Source organism: Pseudomonas veronii (genome assembly GCF_002028325.1).
GTDB lineage: Bacteria > Pseudomonadota > Gammaproteobacteria > Pseudomonadales > Pseudomonadaceae > Aquipseudomonas > Aquipseudomonas veronii.
The window spans coordinates 2,782,095-2,797,742 of sequence record NZ_CP018420.1 but is presented as its reverse complement, the minus strand read 5'-3'; the positions used below and the strand labels follow the sequence as shown (position 1 = coordinate 2,797,742).

General features: G+C 60.2%; 11 protein-coding genes and 1 pseudogene. 5 read left to right on the top strand and 7 right to left on the bottom strand.

From position 1 onward, the window contains the following. Window positions 1-10: 10 nt before the first annotated feature. The gene (locus tag PverR02_RS13030) at window positions 11-2,233 is read right to left on the bottom strand and encodes a polysaccharide biosynthesis tyrosine autokinase (RefSeq protein ID WP_079443573.1); all 2,223 of its coding nucleotides are present in this window, start codon (window positions 2,231-2,233) and stop codon (window positions 11-13) included. A gap of 220 nt (window positions 2,234-2,453) precedes the next feature. Further along, a complete protein-coding gene (locus PverR02_RS13025) occupies window positions 2,454-2,894 on the bottom strand; it encodes a low molecular weight protein-tyrosine-phosphatase (RefSeq protein ID WP_169850583.1) in 441 nt (146 codons plus the stop codon). Window positions 2,895-3,137: 243 nt separating this feature from the next. Between PverR02_RS13025 and PverR02_RS13020 the strand changes: the two genes are divergently transcribed. Then, window positions 3,138-3,491, top strand: coding sequence for a phosphomannomutase (locus tag PverR02_RS13020; RefSeq protein ID WP_227778852.1), 354 nt, complete (start codon window positions 3,138-3,140; stop codon window positions 3,489-3,491). Here PverR02_RS13020 and PverR02_RS13015 read toward each other — a convergent pair. Together PverR02_RS13015 and PverR02_RS13010 are read right to left on the bottom strand one after the other, a co-directional pair. Beyond that, window positions 3,478-4,098, bottom strand: coding sequence for a hypothetical protein (locus tag PverR02_RS13015; RefSeq protein WP_046383843.1), 621 nt, complete (start codon window positions 4,096-4,098; stop codon window positions 3,478-3,480). The two genes, PverR02_RS13020 and PverR02_RS13015, sit on opposite strands and share 14 nt — an antisense overlap. A 122-nt stretch (window positions 4,099-4,220) precedes the next feature. Beyond that, window positions 4,221-5,126 (bottom strand): LysR family transcriptional regulator, encoded by a 906-nt coding sequence (locus PverR02_RS13010; RefSeq protein WP_046383844.1) that lies wholly within the window; start codon window positions 5,124-5,126, stop codon window positions 4,221-4,223. A 213-nt stretch (window positions 5,127-5,339) separates the two neighbouring features. Here PverR02_RS13010 and PverR02_RS13005 point away from each other — a divergent pair, with 213 nt between their 5' ends. After that, window positions 5,340-5,951: a cysteine dioxygenase family protein gene (locus PverR02_RS13005; RefSeq protein ID WP_079443572.1), complete on the top strand. Its 612-nt coding sequence runs from the start codon at window positions 5,340-5,342 to the stop codon at window positions 5,949-5,951. After that, entirely contained in the window at window positions 5,948-7,531 is a 1,584-nt protein-coding gene (locus tag PverR02_RS13000) for a rhodanese-related sulfurtransferase (protein ID WP_079443571.1), read from the top strand. Before PverR02_RS13005 ends, PverR02_RS13000 begins: the two co-directional genes overlap by 4 nt. 28 nt (window positions 7,532-7,559) lie before the next feature. On the opposite strand, the pseudogene PverR02_RS12995 reads toward PverR02_RS13000, so the two are convergent. From PverR02_RS12995 to PverR02_RS12985, 3 genes and pseudogenes are all read right to left on the bottom strand, one after another. Continuing rightward, window positions 7,560-7,973 (bottom strand): annotated as a pseudogene (locus tag PverR02_RS12995) (hypothetical protein); the annotation flags it as partial. Between the two features lie 127 nt (window positions 7,974-8,100). Beyond that, the gene (locus tag PverR02_RS12990) at window positions 8,101-8,574 is read right to left on the bottom strand and encodes an SMI1/KNR4 family protein (RefSeq protein WP_079443569.1); all 474 of its coding nucleotides are present in this window, start codon (window positions 8,572-8,574) and stop codon (window positions 8,101-8,103) included. Between the two features lie 12 nt (window positions 8,575-8,586). Beyond that, window positions 8,587-12,966, bottom strand: coding sequence for an RHS repeat-associated core domain-containing protein (locus PverR02_RS12985; protein WP_079443568.1), 4,380 nt, complete (start codon window positions 12,964-12,966; stop codon window positions 8,587-8,589). 285 nt (window positions 12,967-13,251) lie between these two features. Between PverR02_RS12985 and PverR02_RS12980 the strand changes: the two genes are divergently transcribed. Together PverR02_RS12980 and PverR02_RS12975 are read left to right on the top strand one after the other, a co-directional pair. Continuing rightward, complete coding sequence (locus PverR02_RS12980; protein ID WP_046383849.1) at window positions 13,252-14,226, top strand: ABC transporter substrate-binding protein; 975 nt, start codon at window positions 13,252-13,254, stop codon at window positions 14,224-14,226. Between the two features lie 12 nt (window positions 14,227-14,238). Continuing rightward, the gene (locus PverR02_RS12975; protein ID WP_046383850.1) at window positions 14,239-15,588 is read left to right on the top strand and encodes an LLM class flavin-dependent oxidoreductase; all 1,350 of its coding nucleotides are present in this window, start codon (window positions 14,239-14,241) and stop codon (window positions 15,586-15,588) included. Window positions 15,589-15,648 lie beyond the last annotated feature (60 nt).

The following is a 15,648-nucleotide window of genomic DNA, read 5'->3' as shown; positions in this document are numbered from 1 at the left end:
TAGCGCAAGATCAAACGCTGTCTGACTTGTAGTCGTAGTTGTAATAGCTGTAGGCGCCATAGCCGTATTTGGCGGATGAGCGTTTTTCGATGCCATTGAAAATCGCGCCTTTGAGCTCGATGCCACTTTGCTGATAGCGACGCATCGTCAACTCCACTTCACGCACGGAGTTCACCTCGAAGCGAGCCACGATCAGGTTGGTGCCCGACTGACGCCCCACGATGGTTGCGTCCGTCACCGCGAGAAACGGCGGGGTATCCAGAATCACCAGGTCATACAGCGCGCTGACCTGTTCGAGGAACGCGCTGAAATTGGCGTGCATCAATAGTTCAGAGGGGTTCGGCGGTACTTGCCCTCGCCCGAGGAAGTGGAGGTTGTCCACGGCCGTGTGGTGGATGGCTGCCGTGAGTTCACAGTTTTTGGCCAGCACGTCAGACAAGCCGTTTTCAACCGATACGCCGAAGACCTTGTGCAAATAGCCTTTGCGCATGTCCACGTCGACCAACAACACCCGCTGCCCTGAATGAGCAACCACCGCCGCCAGGTTCGCCGACACAAAGGTCTTGCCGACCTGCGGGCTCGGCCCAGAGATCATCAGGCGATTGTTAGCGGCTTCCAGCATGGCGAAATGCAAGCTGGTACGCAGGCTGCGCAAGCCTTCGATCGCTGGGTCCGAGGGGTGAGTCATGGCCAACAGTCGTGCGCCACCGAGCTGGTCTTTACGAAGGATTTTTTGATCCAGTTCTTTTTGTATCGTGCTGAACGGGATCGCGGCATAGACCGGCAAGCCGAGCTTTTCCAGGTCATTCGGGTTGGTAACACCGCGGTTGAGCGCTTTGCGGAACATCACCAATGCGATCGCGACGAAGGCACCGAGCAGTGTGGCAATCACGATGATCAGCGCTTTCTGCGGCCTGACCGGGCTTCGCAAATCGACATCGGCGGTATCGATGAGCCGCACATTGCCCACGGTGCCGGCGCGCATCACGTCCAACTCTTGATACTTGTTCAGCAGCAGCGTGTAGATCTCGGTGCTGACCTTCAAATCGCGGGTCAGGCTCAGCAGCTCCTGCTGGGTGGTGGGCAGGCTCTCGACCTTCTTGGCCAACTCATTCTGGCGCTCGGTCAGCTCTGCCAATTGAGTCAGTAACGCCCGGTACACGGGATGCTGAGGGGTGAACTTGCGCTCTATTTCCGCCTGCTGCATCTTGAGTTCGGAGATGCTGGCATCCAACGCGACGATCTGATCCAGGATGGCTTTCGCTTCCAGGCTGATATCGATGGTCTTGTTGCGGATCTGAAATTGATTCAACGCCGCTTCCGCCTGCTCGACATCCTTGCGCACTTGCGGCAACTGGCCCTTGAGAAACGCCAGGCTTTGCGCGGCTTCTGCCGAGGTGCGGTCAATGTTTTGCCGCACATAGATGCGTGCGACCTCATTGAGCACTTGAATCGCGTCGGCAGGTCGCGGGCTTTCCAGGGCCAGCCCGATAATCCCCGATTCCTTGCCGCGTTCAGCCACATCCAGCAATTTCTGATAGCGCAAAATGGTGCTCAGGCGCGGTGAACGGACCACGCTGAAAGTGGTGCCGGGGTTGGCCCGAAGCTGTTCGACACGCAGCTTGATGCCATTGCTGTCGTAGGCGCGCCCCACTTGGCCCTCAAGCAAAACAGCCTCGTCCTGGTCCGACAGCGTGAAGCTGCCGCCATTGCCGGCGGTCAACGTCAGCTCCTGGCCCAGCAGTTTGGCGGGAAGGCGCAGCTCGGAAAACTTCAGCTCCTCACCACCCCAGGCGAAGCTGCTCAACCCCAACCACGGTGCAGCCACTGCCTCCTGTTCGGTGGGCTTGAAACGACGGGCAACAAAGCCCCCCAGCAATGGAAAACGCTTGGGTTTGACGTCAAGGTCCAGGTTCAGGTTATCGACGGCGGTCCCGATGGTGATCCGCGAGCGGATGAGTTCGATTTCGGTCACCGTCGGCGATTCTTTACCGAGCAGGCTGCCGACATCCGAGAAGCCCAGCATGTCGCCCTTCTTCGGTTCGACCTGAACTAACGCGGTCGCTTGATAGATCGGCGGCGTCAATACCGAATAGGCCGCGCCTAGGGCCATAAAGGCAATACTGATTCCACCGATCAGCCATTTATGATCCAGTAGAGTACCCACCAGCGCCATAAAGTCTAAATCAGTGTCATCCGAATGGTGTGAAGTTACCGCAGTTACTGATTGCATAAGTCAGTTCTTTTTCTTACAGATAGTCTAGGAATGGCACAGGGTGCAAGACGCCCGGCTCCATGCACGTACAACGGCTATACTCGACACACAAACGCTCACTAGAGCCTGACAACACAATCTTCTCAACACTTGACGCTCAACTCACGAGTCACTTTCCCAATATTCCAATAGAGGGTTCAAGCGATCATGTCCGACCTTAAATAACATTCAAACAACCTCAACCCGCCAACAACTGCGCCCACGCATCCGTCGCTTCCTCAATCAAGCCATACGCTTGTAGAAATGCCGGTTTGCCTTGGCGGTAAGGGTCTTTGATTTCTCTATTGCACTGCCACTTGCCCAGCAGGAATACTTTACCCCGAGCCACCGGCGCGAGTTTGAGCACCTCCTCGATCTGCCACTGTTCCATCACAAGAATCAGGTCCGCTTCACTCACCGCCCCGCTCGTCAATTGCCGTGCCTGGTGGGGCTGAAAAGCATGCCCGTGTTCTTCCAGTACCCGCGAAGCCGTGGCTTCCAGCGGGTGTTGATGCAGCGCCGCCAACCCCGCCGAACTCACCTGTATATCGCTGGAAGCAAGTGCGGCACGCAGTAGATTTTCCGCCATGGGGCTGCGACAAATATTGCCGACACACACAATCAAAATCTTATTAAACACCGCCATCTCCCACGCGCCGCAAAGTACTCATGAGCCAAAGCAAAGAATAAATAACATCAACGCCAGCCAATAGCACCCTGAAACAAGCCAGGCAATTATGTTCACAGGCAATAAGTTTCGACCATCTCTTCAGCCGGACAATAAATAACATAATTGCCTATTGACCGACTAAAAATAACATTCCCTTACTTTTGCGCCTCTTCATAATAAAGTGCCCACCGAGTACAGCAACGAGGCACGGCCATGAAAAGTTCAAAGTTACTGGTAGAGCGTATTGGCCTGTTCCCGTCTTCGGGAAACATTCATGTCAATGTCGACAACTCGACAACGGTGGTTGAGCGAATGCACATGTTATATGCCAGCAACTCTTTAGACTTCGACGAATCCGGTTCCGGGCTGTCCATGGTCTTCGCCGACTGGCGCTTCAAGTTGCAAGTCAGTAATGCCCTGTCCGTCTGCCTGTGCGTAGAGAGCCGTGGCGACCGCCATTTCATGCAAACCAAGACCGACGAGCTACTGGCGAACATCTTCAACACCGAGGGACGCCCATCAATCGGTATGCCCGTTCAAGACACGCCTCCACTCATTGCGCCTTGATCGGCCCGGAGCCGACGCGCCACGCGGGCTCCTGATGGGCGCGTGACGCCCCGGAGACGCTGACGGCGACATGGTTAAGCAGGTTCTCGGCGTTGTACTTGGGCACCAGCGCACTCAATAACACGACCACTGCCCCAGCGCCGATCAGCGATGGCGACACATTGACCTGCGCGACATCTATTCGCCACAAGAACGTCAGCGCGGCCACCGCGCCCAATAACCCGCCCGCCAGCGCCTCGTTCAGAGGGTGGATGTACGGCGCGACACAATAAGCACTGAACCAACCGGTGGCGATCAATCCGGCGAGCGCCGCGGGCCAGCGCAAGGCCGGGTTGAACTGGCGCGCCACCAAACTCATTGCCACGGTGACCACCAGGCATGTGTTCATGGCGTGGCCACTGAGCACGGCAATATCAAGGTGTTGAAACGAAACGCCCCAGCCCTTGAACAGCAACTTGCTGAACGCCACGATTGAATAAGTGCAAGCGACGGTGATGAGCCATCCCTTGAGCGCCCGCGGCGACGAATAGCGCAGCCACACAGCGATGACCAGCGCGGCCGGAATCATGACGGTAATACCGCCATAGTGTGCGAGTTCTTCGCGCATGAGTGACCCACCTGACCCAGCAATTTTCCGCGCCCATCAGACCTCAGGCCCAGGGAAAACACAACGTTATCTAAGGTCAGGTTAAAGCCCTTGCCGCCCGCGCCCCTACACGCCCACAGGGGTCAAGCGGCGTTGCGGATCTTGTGCAAGGCGTCCGCCACCCACTTGCCGAACGCATCCACCGGCCCTTGCAGGTTACCGAGGAAGTGCGGGTAGATCAGCCACAGGTTCATCACCGGCTTGAAGTCCTTGAGCGGCATCACTGCCAGTTGCTCGCGGTGGGCGCTACGCTCCAGCAACGGGCGCGGCACCAGGCCCAGGCCCAGGCCGTCCGCCACCAGGCCCAGTTGCAGCTCGGTGCCGAAGGTTTCCAGGTTCACCCGCAACGCCAGGCCCTGATCGGACAAGGTGCGTTGCAAGCCGGCACGGAAGCCGCAGCCGTCCGGGTTGAGGATCCAGCCGTTCTGGTACACATCGGCCAGCTTGCACGGTTTCTTCGGCAACTGTGCCTTGGCGCAGACCACCACCAACTCCATCTTGCCGATGGATTCACCCACCACGTTGTCCGGGAAGATCTTGCCGGCCGGGAACAACGCCGCCGCCGCATCCAGCTCGCCGCGTTCGATCTTGCCGACCAATTGGCTGCCCCAGCCGGTGGCGACCTGGGCGCGCAGGTCAGGGTATTCGGTGCGCAGGTGCTTGAGCGCATCGAGTAGCACCACGTCGCCGATGGTTTGCGGCACACCGAGGCGCAACAGCCCGGTGGGCGGCGCATCGGTGGCCACCAGTTCGCGCAGGGCATCCATCTCGCGCAGGATCAGCCGGCACTGCTCATAGACGCGCGTGCCGATCAGCGTAGGCTTGAGGGGCTTGGTGTTGCGGTCGAACAGCTCCACGCCCAACGCCTGCTCGAAGTTCTGCACACGGCGGGTGATGGCCGGCTGGGTCAGTTGCAACGACTCGGCGGCATGGCTGATGGACTGGCACCGAATCACTTCGACAAAAGCATCGATATCGTCAATTTTCATTTGGGCCGCACATAGAAAACAGTCATTAAGATGTGTGCGAAGCATAGTTGCAGGCACGTTTTCTGGATAGCCCGGGCTGCGTTCGATAACACCTAACACGATGCAGAGCGGTTCTAAATCACCTTCAGCTATAAGCTAATCATTAAAAAATAGCATATTAACTACAAACATTATGCTTAGATAAGCCGATCAACAGTAGCCGATGGAAGTGTCATGACCCAGGCCAAGCACCCCGAAAGACTCAGGGCCTTCATAGGCGCCCTGGCGGAATTGATCGACGCTAATCCACGCGAAGGCGACCTGTTGCACCGTGGCGGCAAGCTGCTCGCGCAACTGGTCAGCCATGACGACTGGCTCCCCGACGAATACGCCCAACCCGACCCCGAGCGCTACCAGCAATTTTTGCTGCATGTCGATTCGCGCCAGCGTTTCAGCATCGTCAGTTTCGTATGGGGGCCGGGGCAAAGCACGCCGATTCATGACCATCGGGTCTGGGGCCTGATCGGCATGCTGCGCGGTTCGGAATTCTCCCAAGGCTTCGCGCGCGCCACCGACGGGCGCCTGGTCGCCGCGGGCCAGCCGATCCAACTGGTGCCGGGCCAGGTCGAGGCCGTGTCGCCCAAGGTCGGCGATATCCATCAGGTCAGCAATGCTCACCCCGATCAGGTGTCGATCAGCATTCATGTGTACGGCGCCAATATCGGTGCCGTGCGCCGCGCGGTGTACCAGCCTGACGGCAGCGAGAAGCTGTTTATCTCCGGTTATTCCAACGCCTTTCTCCCGAACATCTGGGACTTGTCCAAAGAAAAGAGCCCTGCCCTATGAGCACCGTATCGCACCGCAGCTTTGCCCAGATTCGCCAGGCCCTGTTGGACCGCGAAGAAGTCGCCCTGGTGGACGTGCGCGAAGAAGCGCCGTTTGCCGAATCCCACCCGCTGTTCGCCGCGAACATCCCGCTGTCCAAGATGGAACTGGAGGTGTACTCGCGCATCCCGCGGCGCGATACCCAGGTGACGGTCTACGACAACGGCGAAGGGCTCGCCAGCCGCGCCGCCGAGCGCCTGGTTGCGCTGGGCTACACCGCGGTCAGCCTGTTGGAGGGCGGCCTGGACGGTTGGCGCAACGCCGGTGGCGAGCTATTTATCGACGTCAACGTGCCGAGCAAGGCCTTCGGCGAGTTGGTGGAGAGTGAACGCCACACGCCGTCCCTGGCTGCCGAAGAGGTGCAGGCCCTGCTCGACAGCCAGGCCGATGTGGTGGTGCTCGACGCCCGCCGCTTCGACGAATACCAGACCATGAGCATCCCCACCGGCATCAGCGTGCCCGGCGCCGAGCTGGTGTTGCGCGCCCGTCAGCTGGCGCCGGACCCGGCCACCCGCATCATCGTCAACTGCGCCGGGCGCACCCGTAGCATTATCGGCACCCAGTCGCTGATCAATGCTGGCGTGGCCAACCCCGTGTCGGCCCTGCGCAATGGCACCATCGGCTGGACCCTGGCCGGGCAGACACTCGCCCACGGCCAGTCGCGCCGCTTTGCGCCGACCGGCGAAGCCCATCGCCAGCTCGCCGCCCAGGATGCGCGCCGAGTGGCCGACCGGGCCCGCGTCGGCCGCGCAAGCCTGGCCGACCTGCAACGCTGGCAACAGGACACGACGCGCACCACCTACCTGTTCGATGTACGCACCCCGGAAGAATTCGACACCGGCCACCTGCCCGGCGCCCGTTCCACCCCGGGCGGCCAACTGGTCCAGGAAACCGACCATGTCGCCAGCGTGCGCGGTGCGCGATTGGTGCTGGCCGATGACGACGGTGTGCGGGCGAATATGTCTGCGTCCTGGCTGGCCCAACTGGGCTGGGAAGTGCATGTGCTGGATGACCTGCAACCGGCACACTTCAGTGAAACCGGCGCCTGGGTCGCCCCGGTGCCCGCCGCGCCCCAGGCCGAACTGATCAGCCCGCAGACCCTGGCCGAGTGGCAGGCCCATGGCGACACTGTAGTGCTGGACTTCACCGCCAGCGCCAACTACGTCAAGCGCCACATCCCCGGCGCCTGGTGGGCCCTGCGCGCGCAACTGCCGCAAGCCCTGGCCAAGGTGCCGAACGCCGAGCGCTACGTCCTGACCTGCGGCAGCAGCCAACTGGCACACCTGGCCGTGGCCGAAGTCGAAGCCCTCACCGGCAAACACGTGTTCCTGTTGCAAGACGGCACCGCCGGCTGGATCGCCGCCCAACTGCCGCTGGAAGCAGGTGAAACCCGCCTGGCCTCGCCGCGCATCGACCGCTACCGCCGGCCATATGAAGGCACCGACAATCCCAAGGAAGCCATGCAGGCCTATCTGGATTGGGAGTTTGGACTGGTGGAGCAATTGGCTCGGGATGGGACACATGGGTTTTATGTGATCTGAGTCTGCCATCAGCGCGGGCTGCGTGTGCATAGGTCATTTTCACCAGCGTTTCGCGCCCGTTCTTCTGGCTGCGTACTTCGATCAAGCGGTGTTCAGCGTCGTAGGCAAAATGTTGCAAACCCCGTGCGGCGCTGCGTTTTTCGATCAGTCGGCCAAAGCCGTCATAGCGGTAACGCTTGTCCTGATAGGTCAGCAGTTTGTTATGCCGTACCCATCCGCCCCTTACTTGCGGACCGTCGAGTAGGTTGGCGGCGGCGTCGTAGGCAAAGGTTTCGCGCTGGCCTTGTACGTTGTCCTCGCTGGCGATGATTCGAGCGGTCGCGTCGTAATGCAGTAACTGGTGCTGGCTCCCTTCCCGGCGGCCGATCAGGTTGTCGGCCGGGTCGTATTCGAAGTTCTTTTGGTGGGTCGGCGGCAGTTGCCAGGGCTGGCCGGTGGGGCGCGGCGGCTGCCGTAGTAGAGGCGATTGAGCCAGCGGCCGTTGGGCGGGGGCCCTCAGAGGCAGAACACGAGCGCCTGCTATGATCCCGCTAGGTGGAACGGTTTTTTGAGAGAACCTGTAGTTGTACTTATTCCTCGTCGACATCTTCCTCATCAATCAGCCCCTGAACGAATCTGAGGAAATTTGAGCAAATGGGTTTTTCGGATTCAGCATGGTTTTCTTCAGAGCTGAGGTCGCTATCAAACGTATCAGTTGTGAAATAACTGACTGTCCCGGTATCGAGATTCAGGCAAAAAAAGTTGCCGCCCCAATCGTTCGCGAAAGGTAGGAGGTGTGCAGGAATAACCTTTTTTTCCAGCATTAACTGATAAGTGGATAGCACCGTGGATTCGCCATCCGAAATCGGCTTGAAAACGGACACTTCTACGGGCTCTTCAAAGTCTTCATCTTGCCAATAAGTTCGTTCAGGGGTGCCGCCGTTGTATTTGAGGTAGTGATTTCGGAAGGGCGGCGGCAGCGTCTTGCCGATAGCAGACTCCAAGTGGTCCAAGTCTGCTGCGGTGATAGCTGAGCTACTACTTGAGAATTTGTTTTCGATCATCGTTATCTCCAATCATGAGCAGCGCCCAGGTTTGAGTTTGTTTTTGGGGATTTTGTTCGCCAGCCAACCCTTTTTGGAGGCCGCAAGGACTGCTTCGCCTTTGTCGTAGTTAACCTTGAAGTGTTTTTCGAACTGCGTGACCGATCCGCCATGCGGGAACGAGGCTTCATGGGCAGAGGTTTTGACCAACTGCATGGTCGTTGTACCCGTTTTGGGGTTGAAGTCATCAACATGGTGCCAGGTGTAGCCCGTTGCAGCGCTTTTGGGAATGCCTGCCTCTTTGAAGGCTTGGGTGAAATCTCGCGTTCTGCGGCCTTGCATCTTGATGGTAACGATATTTCGTTGTGAGCCTGTGGTTGGGAAGAGGTCACTGCCGCCAGTAAAGTCCACCCCTGCATACGCCCAGCCCCATGGATCGGCCCATCCAATTGGGTTTGGCGCGTATTGGTAAAGATTGAGGCCTCCTTCCAACCCAATCGGATCCGGCGTCGTAAACCGCCCCACATCCGGGTCATAAAACCTGAACGTGTTGTAGTGCAGCCCCGTCTCCCGATCCAGATACTGCCCCTGAAATCGCAGGTTCTGCTCTTCAATAAAATACGCTTCGCGCACCTCCTCCAGCGCGTTGCCCCACACCCGATAAATCGCGCGCCAGACGTTGTGCCCGTCGGTTTCAGTCAACTGTTCCGGCAAGCCGCTCAAGTCGTTGTGGTAATAGCGCACGCTCTGGTGTTCGCCCACGCCATCAACCCGGGCCAGCGGCGTATAGCCATCGTCCTCATAGAGATACAGGCTGGTTTGACTGTGCCGATGCTCCTGCAACAGACGCAGACCATCCCAAGTGAACCGGGTTTCTCCCAGCGCATAACCCCGGCTGTCGTGTTCGGTTTTGGTGATGCGTCGACCGAGCGGGTCGTAGGTCATGTTCACCAGCGTTTCGCGCCCGTTCTTCTGGCTGCGTACTTCGATCAAGCGGTGTTCAGCGTCGTAGGCAAAGCGCTGCAAACCCCGTGCGGCGCTGCGTTTTTCGATCAGTCGGCCAAAGCCGTCGTAGCGGTAACGCTTGTCCTGATAGGTCAGCAATCGGTTATGGCGCACCAAGCCGCCAGAGGTTTGCGGGCCGTCGAGCAGGTTGGCGGCGGCGTCGTAGGCGAAGGTTTCGCGCTGGCCGCGCAGGTTGTCCTGGCTGGCGATGATGCGGCCGGTGGCGTCGTAGTGCAGCAGTTGGCGATGTTGCGCGGCGGGTTGCTGGTCGAGTTTGCCGATCAGGTTGTCGGCGGGGTCGTACTCGAAGTGTTTTTGCGTGGCCGCTGGCATCAACGAGGGCTGGCTGGCGTGGCGGCGCTGGCGTGCGCGCAGGCGGCCGCTGCGGTCGTATTCGCTGCGGGTGCTGAGTTGGCCTTGGGTGCGCAGCACTTCGCGGTGCAGGCGGTCGCGTTCGAAGTCGCTGATGACCTGGCCGTCGAGGTTGATCTGGTGCAGGTGGCCGCTGCCGTAGTACAGGCGATTGAGCCAGCGGCCGTCGGGCAGTTGGGTTTGGATCAGGTTGCCGAGTTCGTCGTAGTGATGGTGCAGATTGCCCGCTGAACTTTGTTCGGCAAGCAACTGGCCAAGGGCGTCGTAAGCGAAACCAAGAGCCTGGGTATTGCCCTGCAAGTCGCTGAAGGTGACGGCGGTTAGCTGGTCCACTGCATCGTAGCTGTAGTCGGTGCGGCCATCGTCGGTGGTCTTGGCAATCAATCGGCCAACCGCATCGCGCTCCAGCCGATGAATGATGGGGGCCGGTGGCTCCTCGGGAACTATCGCCAAGCCATTGCCATAAGGCGCCGCAGCGGCGGTCACTGCCGTGATGTTATCCAGCCGGTCGTAGGTGTAGCGCTTGGCGCTGCCGTCGAGGTCTTGTTGTTGGATCAGCCGATCCCCGGCATCCCACGCGAACCGATAGCTTTCGCCGTTCTCGTTGACCAGCGCTTGCAGCCGCCCGTAGCTGTCATAGCCGAATTGCACCTGTCGTCCATGGGCGTCGGTGCGCTGGCGTACCTGGCCACGACGGTTGTGCTGGTAGAGCGTGGTGTGCCCGGCCGGGTCGGTGTAGCCCACCAACTGACCGCTGACATCGCGCTGATAGCGCTCAATGCGTCCGTCCGGCAGTTGGCTGCTGAGCAAACGCCCGTTGGCGTCATAGCTGAATTGAGTGCGTTCGCCGAGGGCGTCGGTGATGACCTGCAAATAGCCTCGCTCGTCATAGCTGAAGCGCGTGGGGTAACCCGAGCAGTCAATGTGCTCGACCAGTTGCCCGAACGAATTCCAACGCAAGGTTTGGCTCTTGCCGGTGGCGTCGGTGATTTCCACTGCTTGGCCGAAACGGTCGTATCGATAGCGCGTGGTCTGACCAAGGGGATCGATTTCGCTGACGCAGTTGCCACGCGGGTCGTACCGGTATTGCCAAACCTGTCCGGCGGCATCGGTTTCCACCAATGGCAGCGACCAATGCTCCAGCCACACGGTGGATTCGATACGCCCCAGCGGATCTTGCGTCTCGCACAGGTTGCCGGACTCGTCGTAACCGAACGTCCACTGACCGCCCTGAGGGTCGGTGGCGCCGAGCAACTGGCGCTGGTCATTCCAGTCGAATTGCCAGGTTTGGCCGAGGTTGTCGGTGTACTCGGTGATCTGGTACTGGGCATTCCACCGACGGGTGCTGACCCGTTGCAAACCATCGGTAATCTGCGTGATCCCAGCGTGTAGGTCATAGTCGAACTGGTAGTCATCGCCTTCGTCGGTCCAGTGTCGGACCACGCGCCATTCGGCGTCTTCCACACAGGCCCACTGGTAATAGCAACGCAGTCCGGTGGGCCGTTGGTGCTCGACCATGCGCTGGCCGCTGTCGTAGGCAAAGCGGCGCTGTAGATGCCCGGCAGCATCGCAAACTTCGGTCAGGTCGCCAGCGGCATCGTAGTGGTAGCTGACTAACACTTCGCGGCTGTGATCCGGGAACAACCGTTCAATCTGCTCGACTCGGCCGAGTTTGTAGCCGAGTTCAATTCGTACATCATTGAAGGAATCGTGTAACTGACTCAGGCGACCTTGGGCGTCGTAGTCGAGGAGGATGCGGTTGTCATTGCGGTCCCCCAACTGGCTCAGCCGCAGGTGCAACGGGTTGCCTGGCGTTGGTTCGAACAGCCGATAAATACCGTCGACGCTTTCAATCAGCACCTGCCCGTTGGCATGGCGCCGCACGCTCAGGCCTTCGCCCGCGCTGAACACCGCACCGCCCAGGGGGATGACGCCCATGTCAATCTGCCGGGCCTGCTCGTCGGTGTAGATCAGGCGCTCGCCGCACTCAGCAAGCCCCTGCATTTCGACGAAAACCTCGTAGATCACACTCCAACCGGCGCCGAACAGGCCATCGCGGCGTTCGTCCCGACTGCTGTAGTAGCGCTGCCACTCGATCGGCAACAGGCCAGGCAGGGTGAAGTCCAAGTCGTCTTCACCGTCGAGAATTTTCGCGCCCGTGGCACTGTGTACCGGGTTGGGCGAACCGGCGACCGCCGAGGTAATGGCATTGCTCACCTGGCTGCTGCCCCACGACACCAGCCCGCTCACCGCCATGCACGGCAGCTTGCTGAAAAACTTCGCGCCACCGCCGCGCAAGGTCAGCAGCGCCGTCACCGCCAGCCCGACACCGGGCGTCTTGCCGCTGCGGATTTCGCGGACGACGACCGGGGCGCCGCCGATGATTACATTCGGCGAAACCTGCGCCGTCCCAACCTTGGCCTCGCAGGTGCTGCGATCCCCACTGCGCACGGCGGGCTGGCCGTTGATAAATACGCGACTGGAACCCTCGGCCATGTACTGCTCTGGCATCGGCGGGTGTTTATCGCAGTCGACTTTATCGCCAGGACAAGGCACGGCGCCCAAGGCTGGCGTAGCGACTGTCGGGCGCCATAGCTGAGAGAAAAAGCCTTCAGCGATATCCAGATAAGTAGGCTCACCCTCTGGCGCCGCGATTACATCCGAGATCTTGCCAGCCGCCCGCGCCGCGGGTTTGCCGTTGATGAATACGTTGGGCGAACCGCTGCTGATAAACGCGTCGATGACGGGAGGAAACAGGGCATTGGCGAAAGACTCACATAATCGTGAGAGGCCTTTGTCCGCGCCGGATTTGCTCATGCCGACGCCGACCACCGCACCCACCACGGCGCCGAGTACAACGCAGCCGAGGCCGCCAGTCGCCACGGTCAAACCCGTCGCCGCAACCACCGCCGCTGTCGCCAATGCGGTCACGGCCACATTGGCGGCAATCTCCAGAACTCCGCCTAAAACGTCGGCCAGCATGGAACTGTGCAGAAGCGCATCGCCCTCGCGGGCGGCCCAAGGCGTGTCAGTCATGCGCAACGATCCGTGTCCGAAAGGACCCGGATCAAATCACGCGGTGGTTGCCTTGCTCAGGTGAGACTTTCCGATGCGCTCGTAGGAATGCTCCGAATCAGCACCCAAACTAAATGCATATAGGGAATAATCACAAATAAAATAATCAGTTATTTTAATAATTAACATATAACCAAAAAGAACTTCACAGCAGGTTTTTATGGGAATAACGTTAACCCCTCACCGACCCCTTCTCCAGGCGGAGGTAGCCGAACCCTTTCTTGATCTGCCTGGAGCCTGCATCCCATGGTCTTTGCCTCCCCGTTCAAACGCCTGTTCCTGGGCACCGCGCTGGCCTTCGGCCTGAGCACCGGCGCCCATGCCGCCGACCTGCAACCGCTGCGGGTGGCCAATCAGAAATCGACGATCAAGGCGCTGCTGGAAGTCTCCGGCGAAGCCAAGAATGTGCCCTATGAAATCCAGTGGGCGGAATTCCCGTCCGCCTCGCCGCTGGGTGAAGCCTTGAATGCCGGCGCCGTGGATATCGGTGCGTTGGGCGATGCACCGTATGTGTTCGCCCTCGGTGCCGGTGCGGCGCTCAAGGTGGTCAGCATCATCCACGCCGACGGGCGTAGCACCACCGCCCTGCTGGTGCCGAAGGACTCGCCCATCAAGACCGTGGCGGACCTAAAAGGCAAGCGCATCGTGACAGGCCGTGGCTCCATCGGGCATTACCTGGCGATCAAGGCCCTGGCCAGCGCCGGCCTGACCACCCAGGACGTGCAGTTCATTTTCCTGCTGCCCAGCGAATCGCGCCTGGTGCTGGACAATGGCAGCGCCGATGCCTGGTCGACCTGGGACCCCTACACCACTGTGGTCACCTCACAAAGCCAGGCGCGGATCGTGGCCAGCGGCAACACGCTGTTGAGCAACCACCTGTACCTCGCGGCAACCAGCCAGGCCATCAGCGAAAAACGCGCGCAGCTCGACGACTTTGTCGCACGCGTCGACCGCGCCTACGCCTGGGCCAATACGCACCCCAACGAGTACGCCGCCGCCCAGAGCAAAATCACCGGGCTGCCGCTGGCTGTGCATGTGGCCGTGGCCAAAGAAACCCACCTGACCCCGGTGCTGATTGACGACGCCGTGATCAGCGGCCTGCAAGCGACCGCCGACACCTACCAACAAGAAGGCCTGCTGCCCCGGCACATCGACGTGTCGCAGGGTTTCGACAAGAGCTTTAACGCCAAGCGTGCCCCCCAAAACCAAGCATCGCGTTAACAGGAGCAGAACATGAGCAAGCCACGTCAATTGAAACTCGGTGCCATGGTCCACGGTGTCGGCCACGGCTGGGGCGAATGGCGCCACCCACAGGCGCAACCGAATGCCAGTACGAATTTTGCGTTCTACAAACAGCAGACTGAACTGGCCGAAACCGCCAAGTTCGACTTCGTGTTCATCGCCGACAGCCTGCACATCCATGCCAAATCCAGCCCGCATTACCTCAACCGGTTCGAACCGCTGACCATCCTCTCGGCCCTGGCCGCGTTGACCACGCATATTGGCCTGGTCGCCACCGTCACCGTCAGCTACACCGAGCCCTACCAGGTCGCACGCCAGTTCGCCTCGCTGGACCACATCAGCGGCGGCCGCGCCGGCTGGAACGTGGTCACCTCGTGGCTGAGCGGCACCGCCGATAACTTCGGCAAGGCCGAGCACCCGCCACATGCGGTGCGCTATCGCATCGCCAGGGAACACCTGAATGTGGTCAAGGGGTTGTGGGACTCCTGGGAGGACGACGCCTTTGCCTACAACAAGCAAAGCGGTGAGTTCTTCACCCCGCACAAGCTGCACACGCTGAATCACCAGGGCGAGTTTTTCTCGGTGAAAGGCCCACTCAACATCGCCCGTTCGCGCCAGGGCCAGCCGGCGATTTTCCAGGCGGGCACCTCGGAGGACGGGCGCAACTTCGCCGCCGAGCATGCTGATGCGATCTTTGTGCATGTCGACAGCATCGAAGACGGCCTGGCCTACACCCAAGACCTCAAACGCCGCGCCACAGGCTTCGGCCGCGACGCCGACAGCCTGTCGATCCTGCCGGGTATCCGCCCGATTGTCGGCCGCGACGCCGCCGAAGTGGAACGCCGCTATCAGCAGGCAGTGGACCTGGTAACCGTGGAAGATGCGATTGTCGCCCTCGGTCGCCCGTTCAACGACCACGACTTCAGCCAGTACCCGCTGGACGAACCGTTCCCCGAGTTGGGCGAACTGGGTTCCAACAGCCAGAAAGGCGGCTCCGACCACATCAAGCAACTGGCCCGGGACAAAGGCCTGACCCTGCGCGAAGTGGCCTTGCATTTCTCGCGGCCCAAGCGTGATTTTGTCGGCACCCCGGAGCACGTCGCCGATACGATCCAGACTTGGTTCGAGACCGGCGCCAGCGATGGTTTCATCGTCAATTCGGTGCTGCCCGATGGCTTGCAATACTTCACCGAACGGGTGGTGCCATTGCTGCAACAGCGCGGCCTGTTCCGCAGCGAATACAGCGGCCAGACCCTGCGCGACAACCTCGGCCTGGACGTACCGGCCAACCGCTACAGCGTCGCCGCCGAGGTCGAAGCACAGCAGGAGGCATTGGCATGAGCAAATCCCTCCACATCGGGGAGCCAGCCCGCGCCCCGATTTCTGACCGAGTTCACGCAT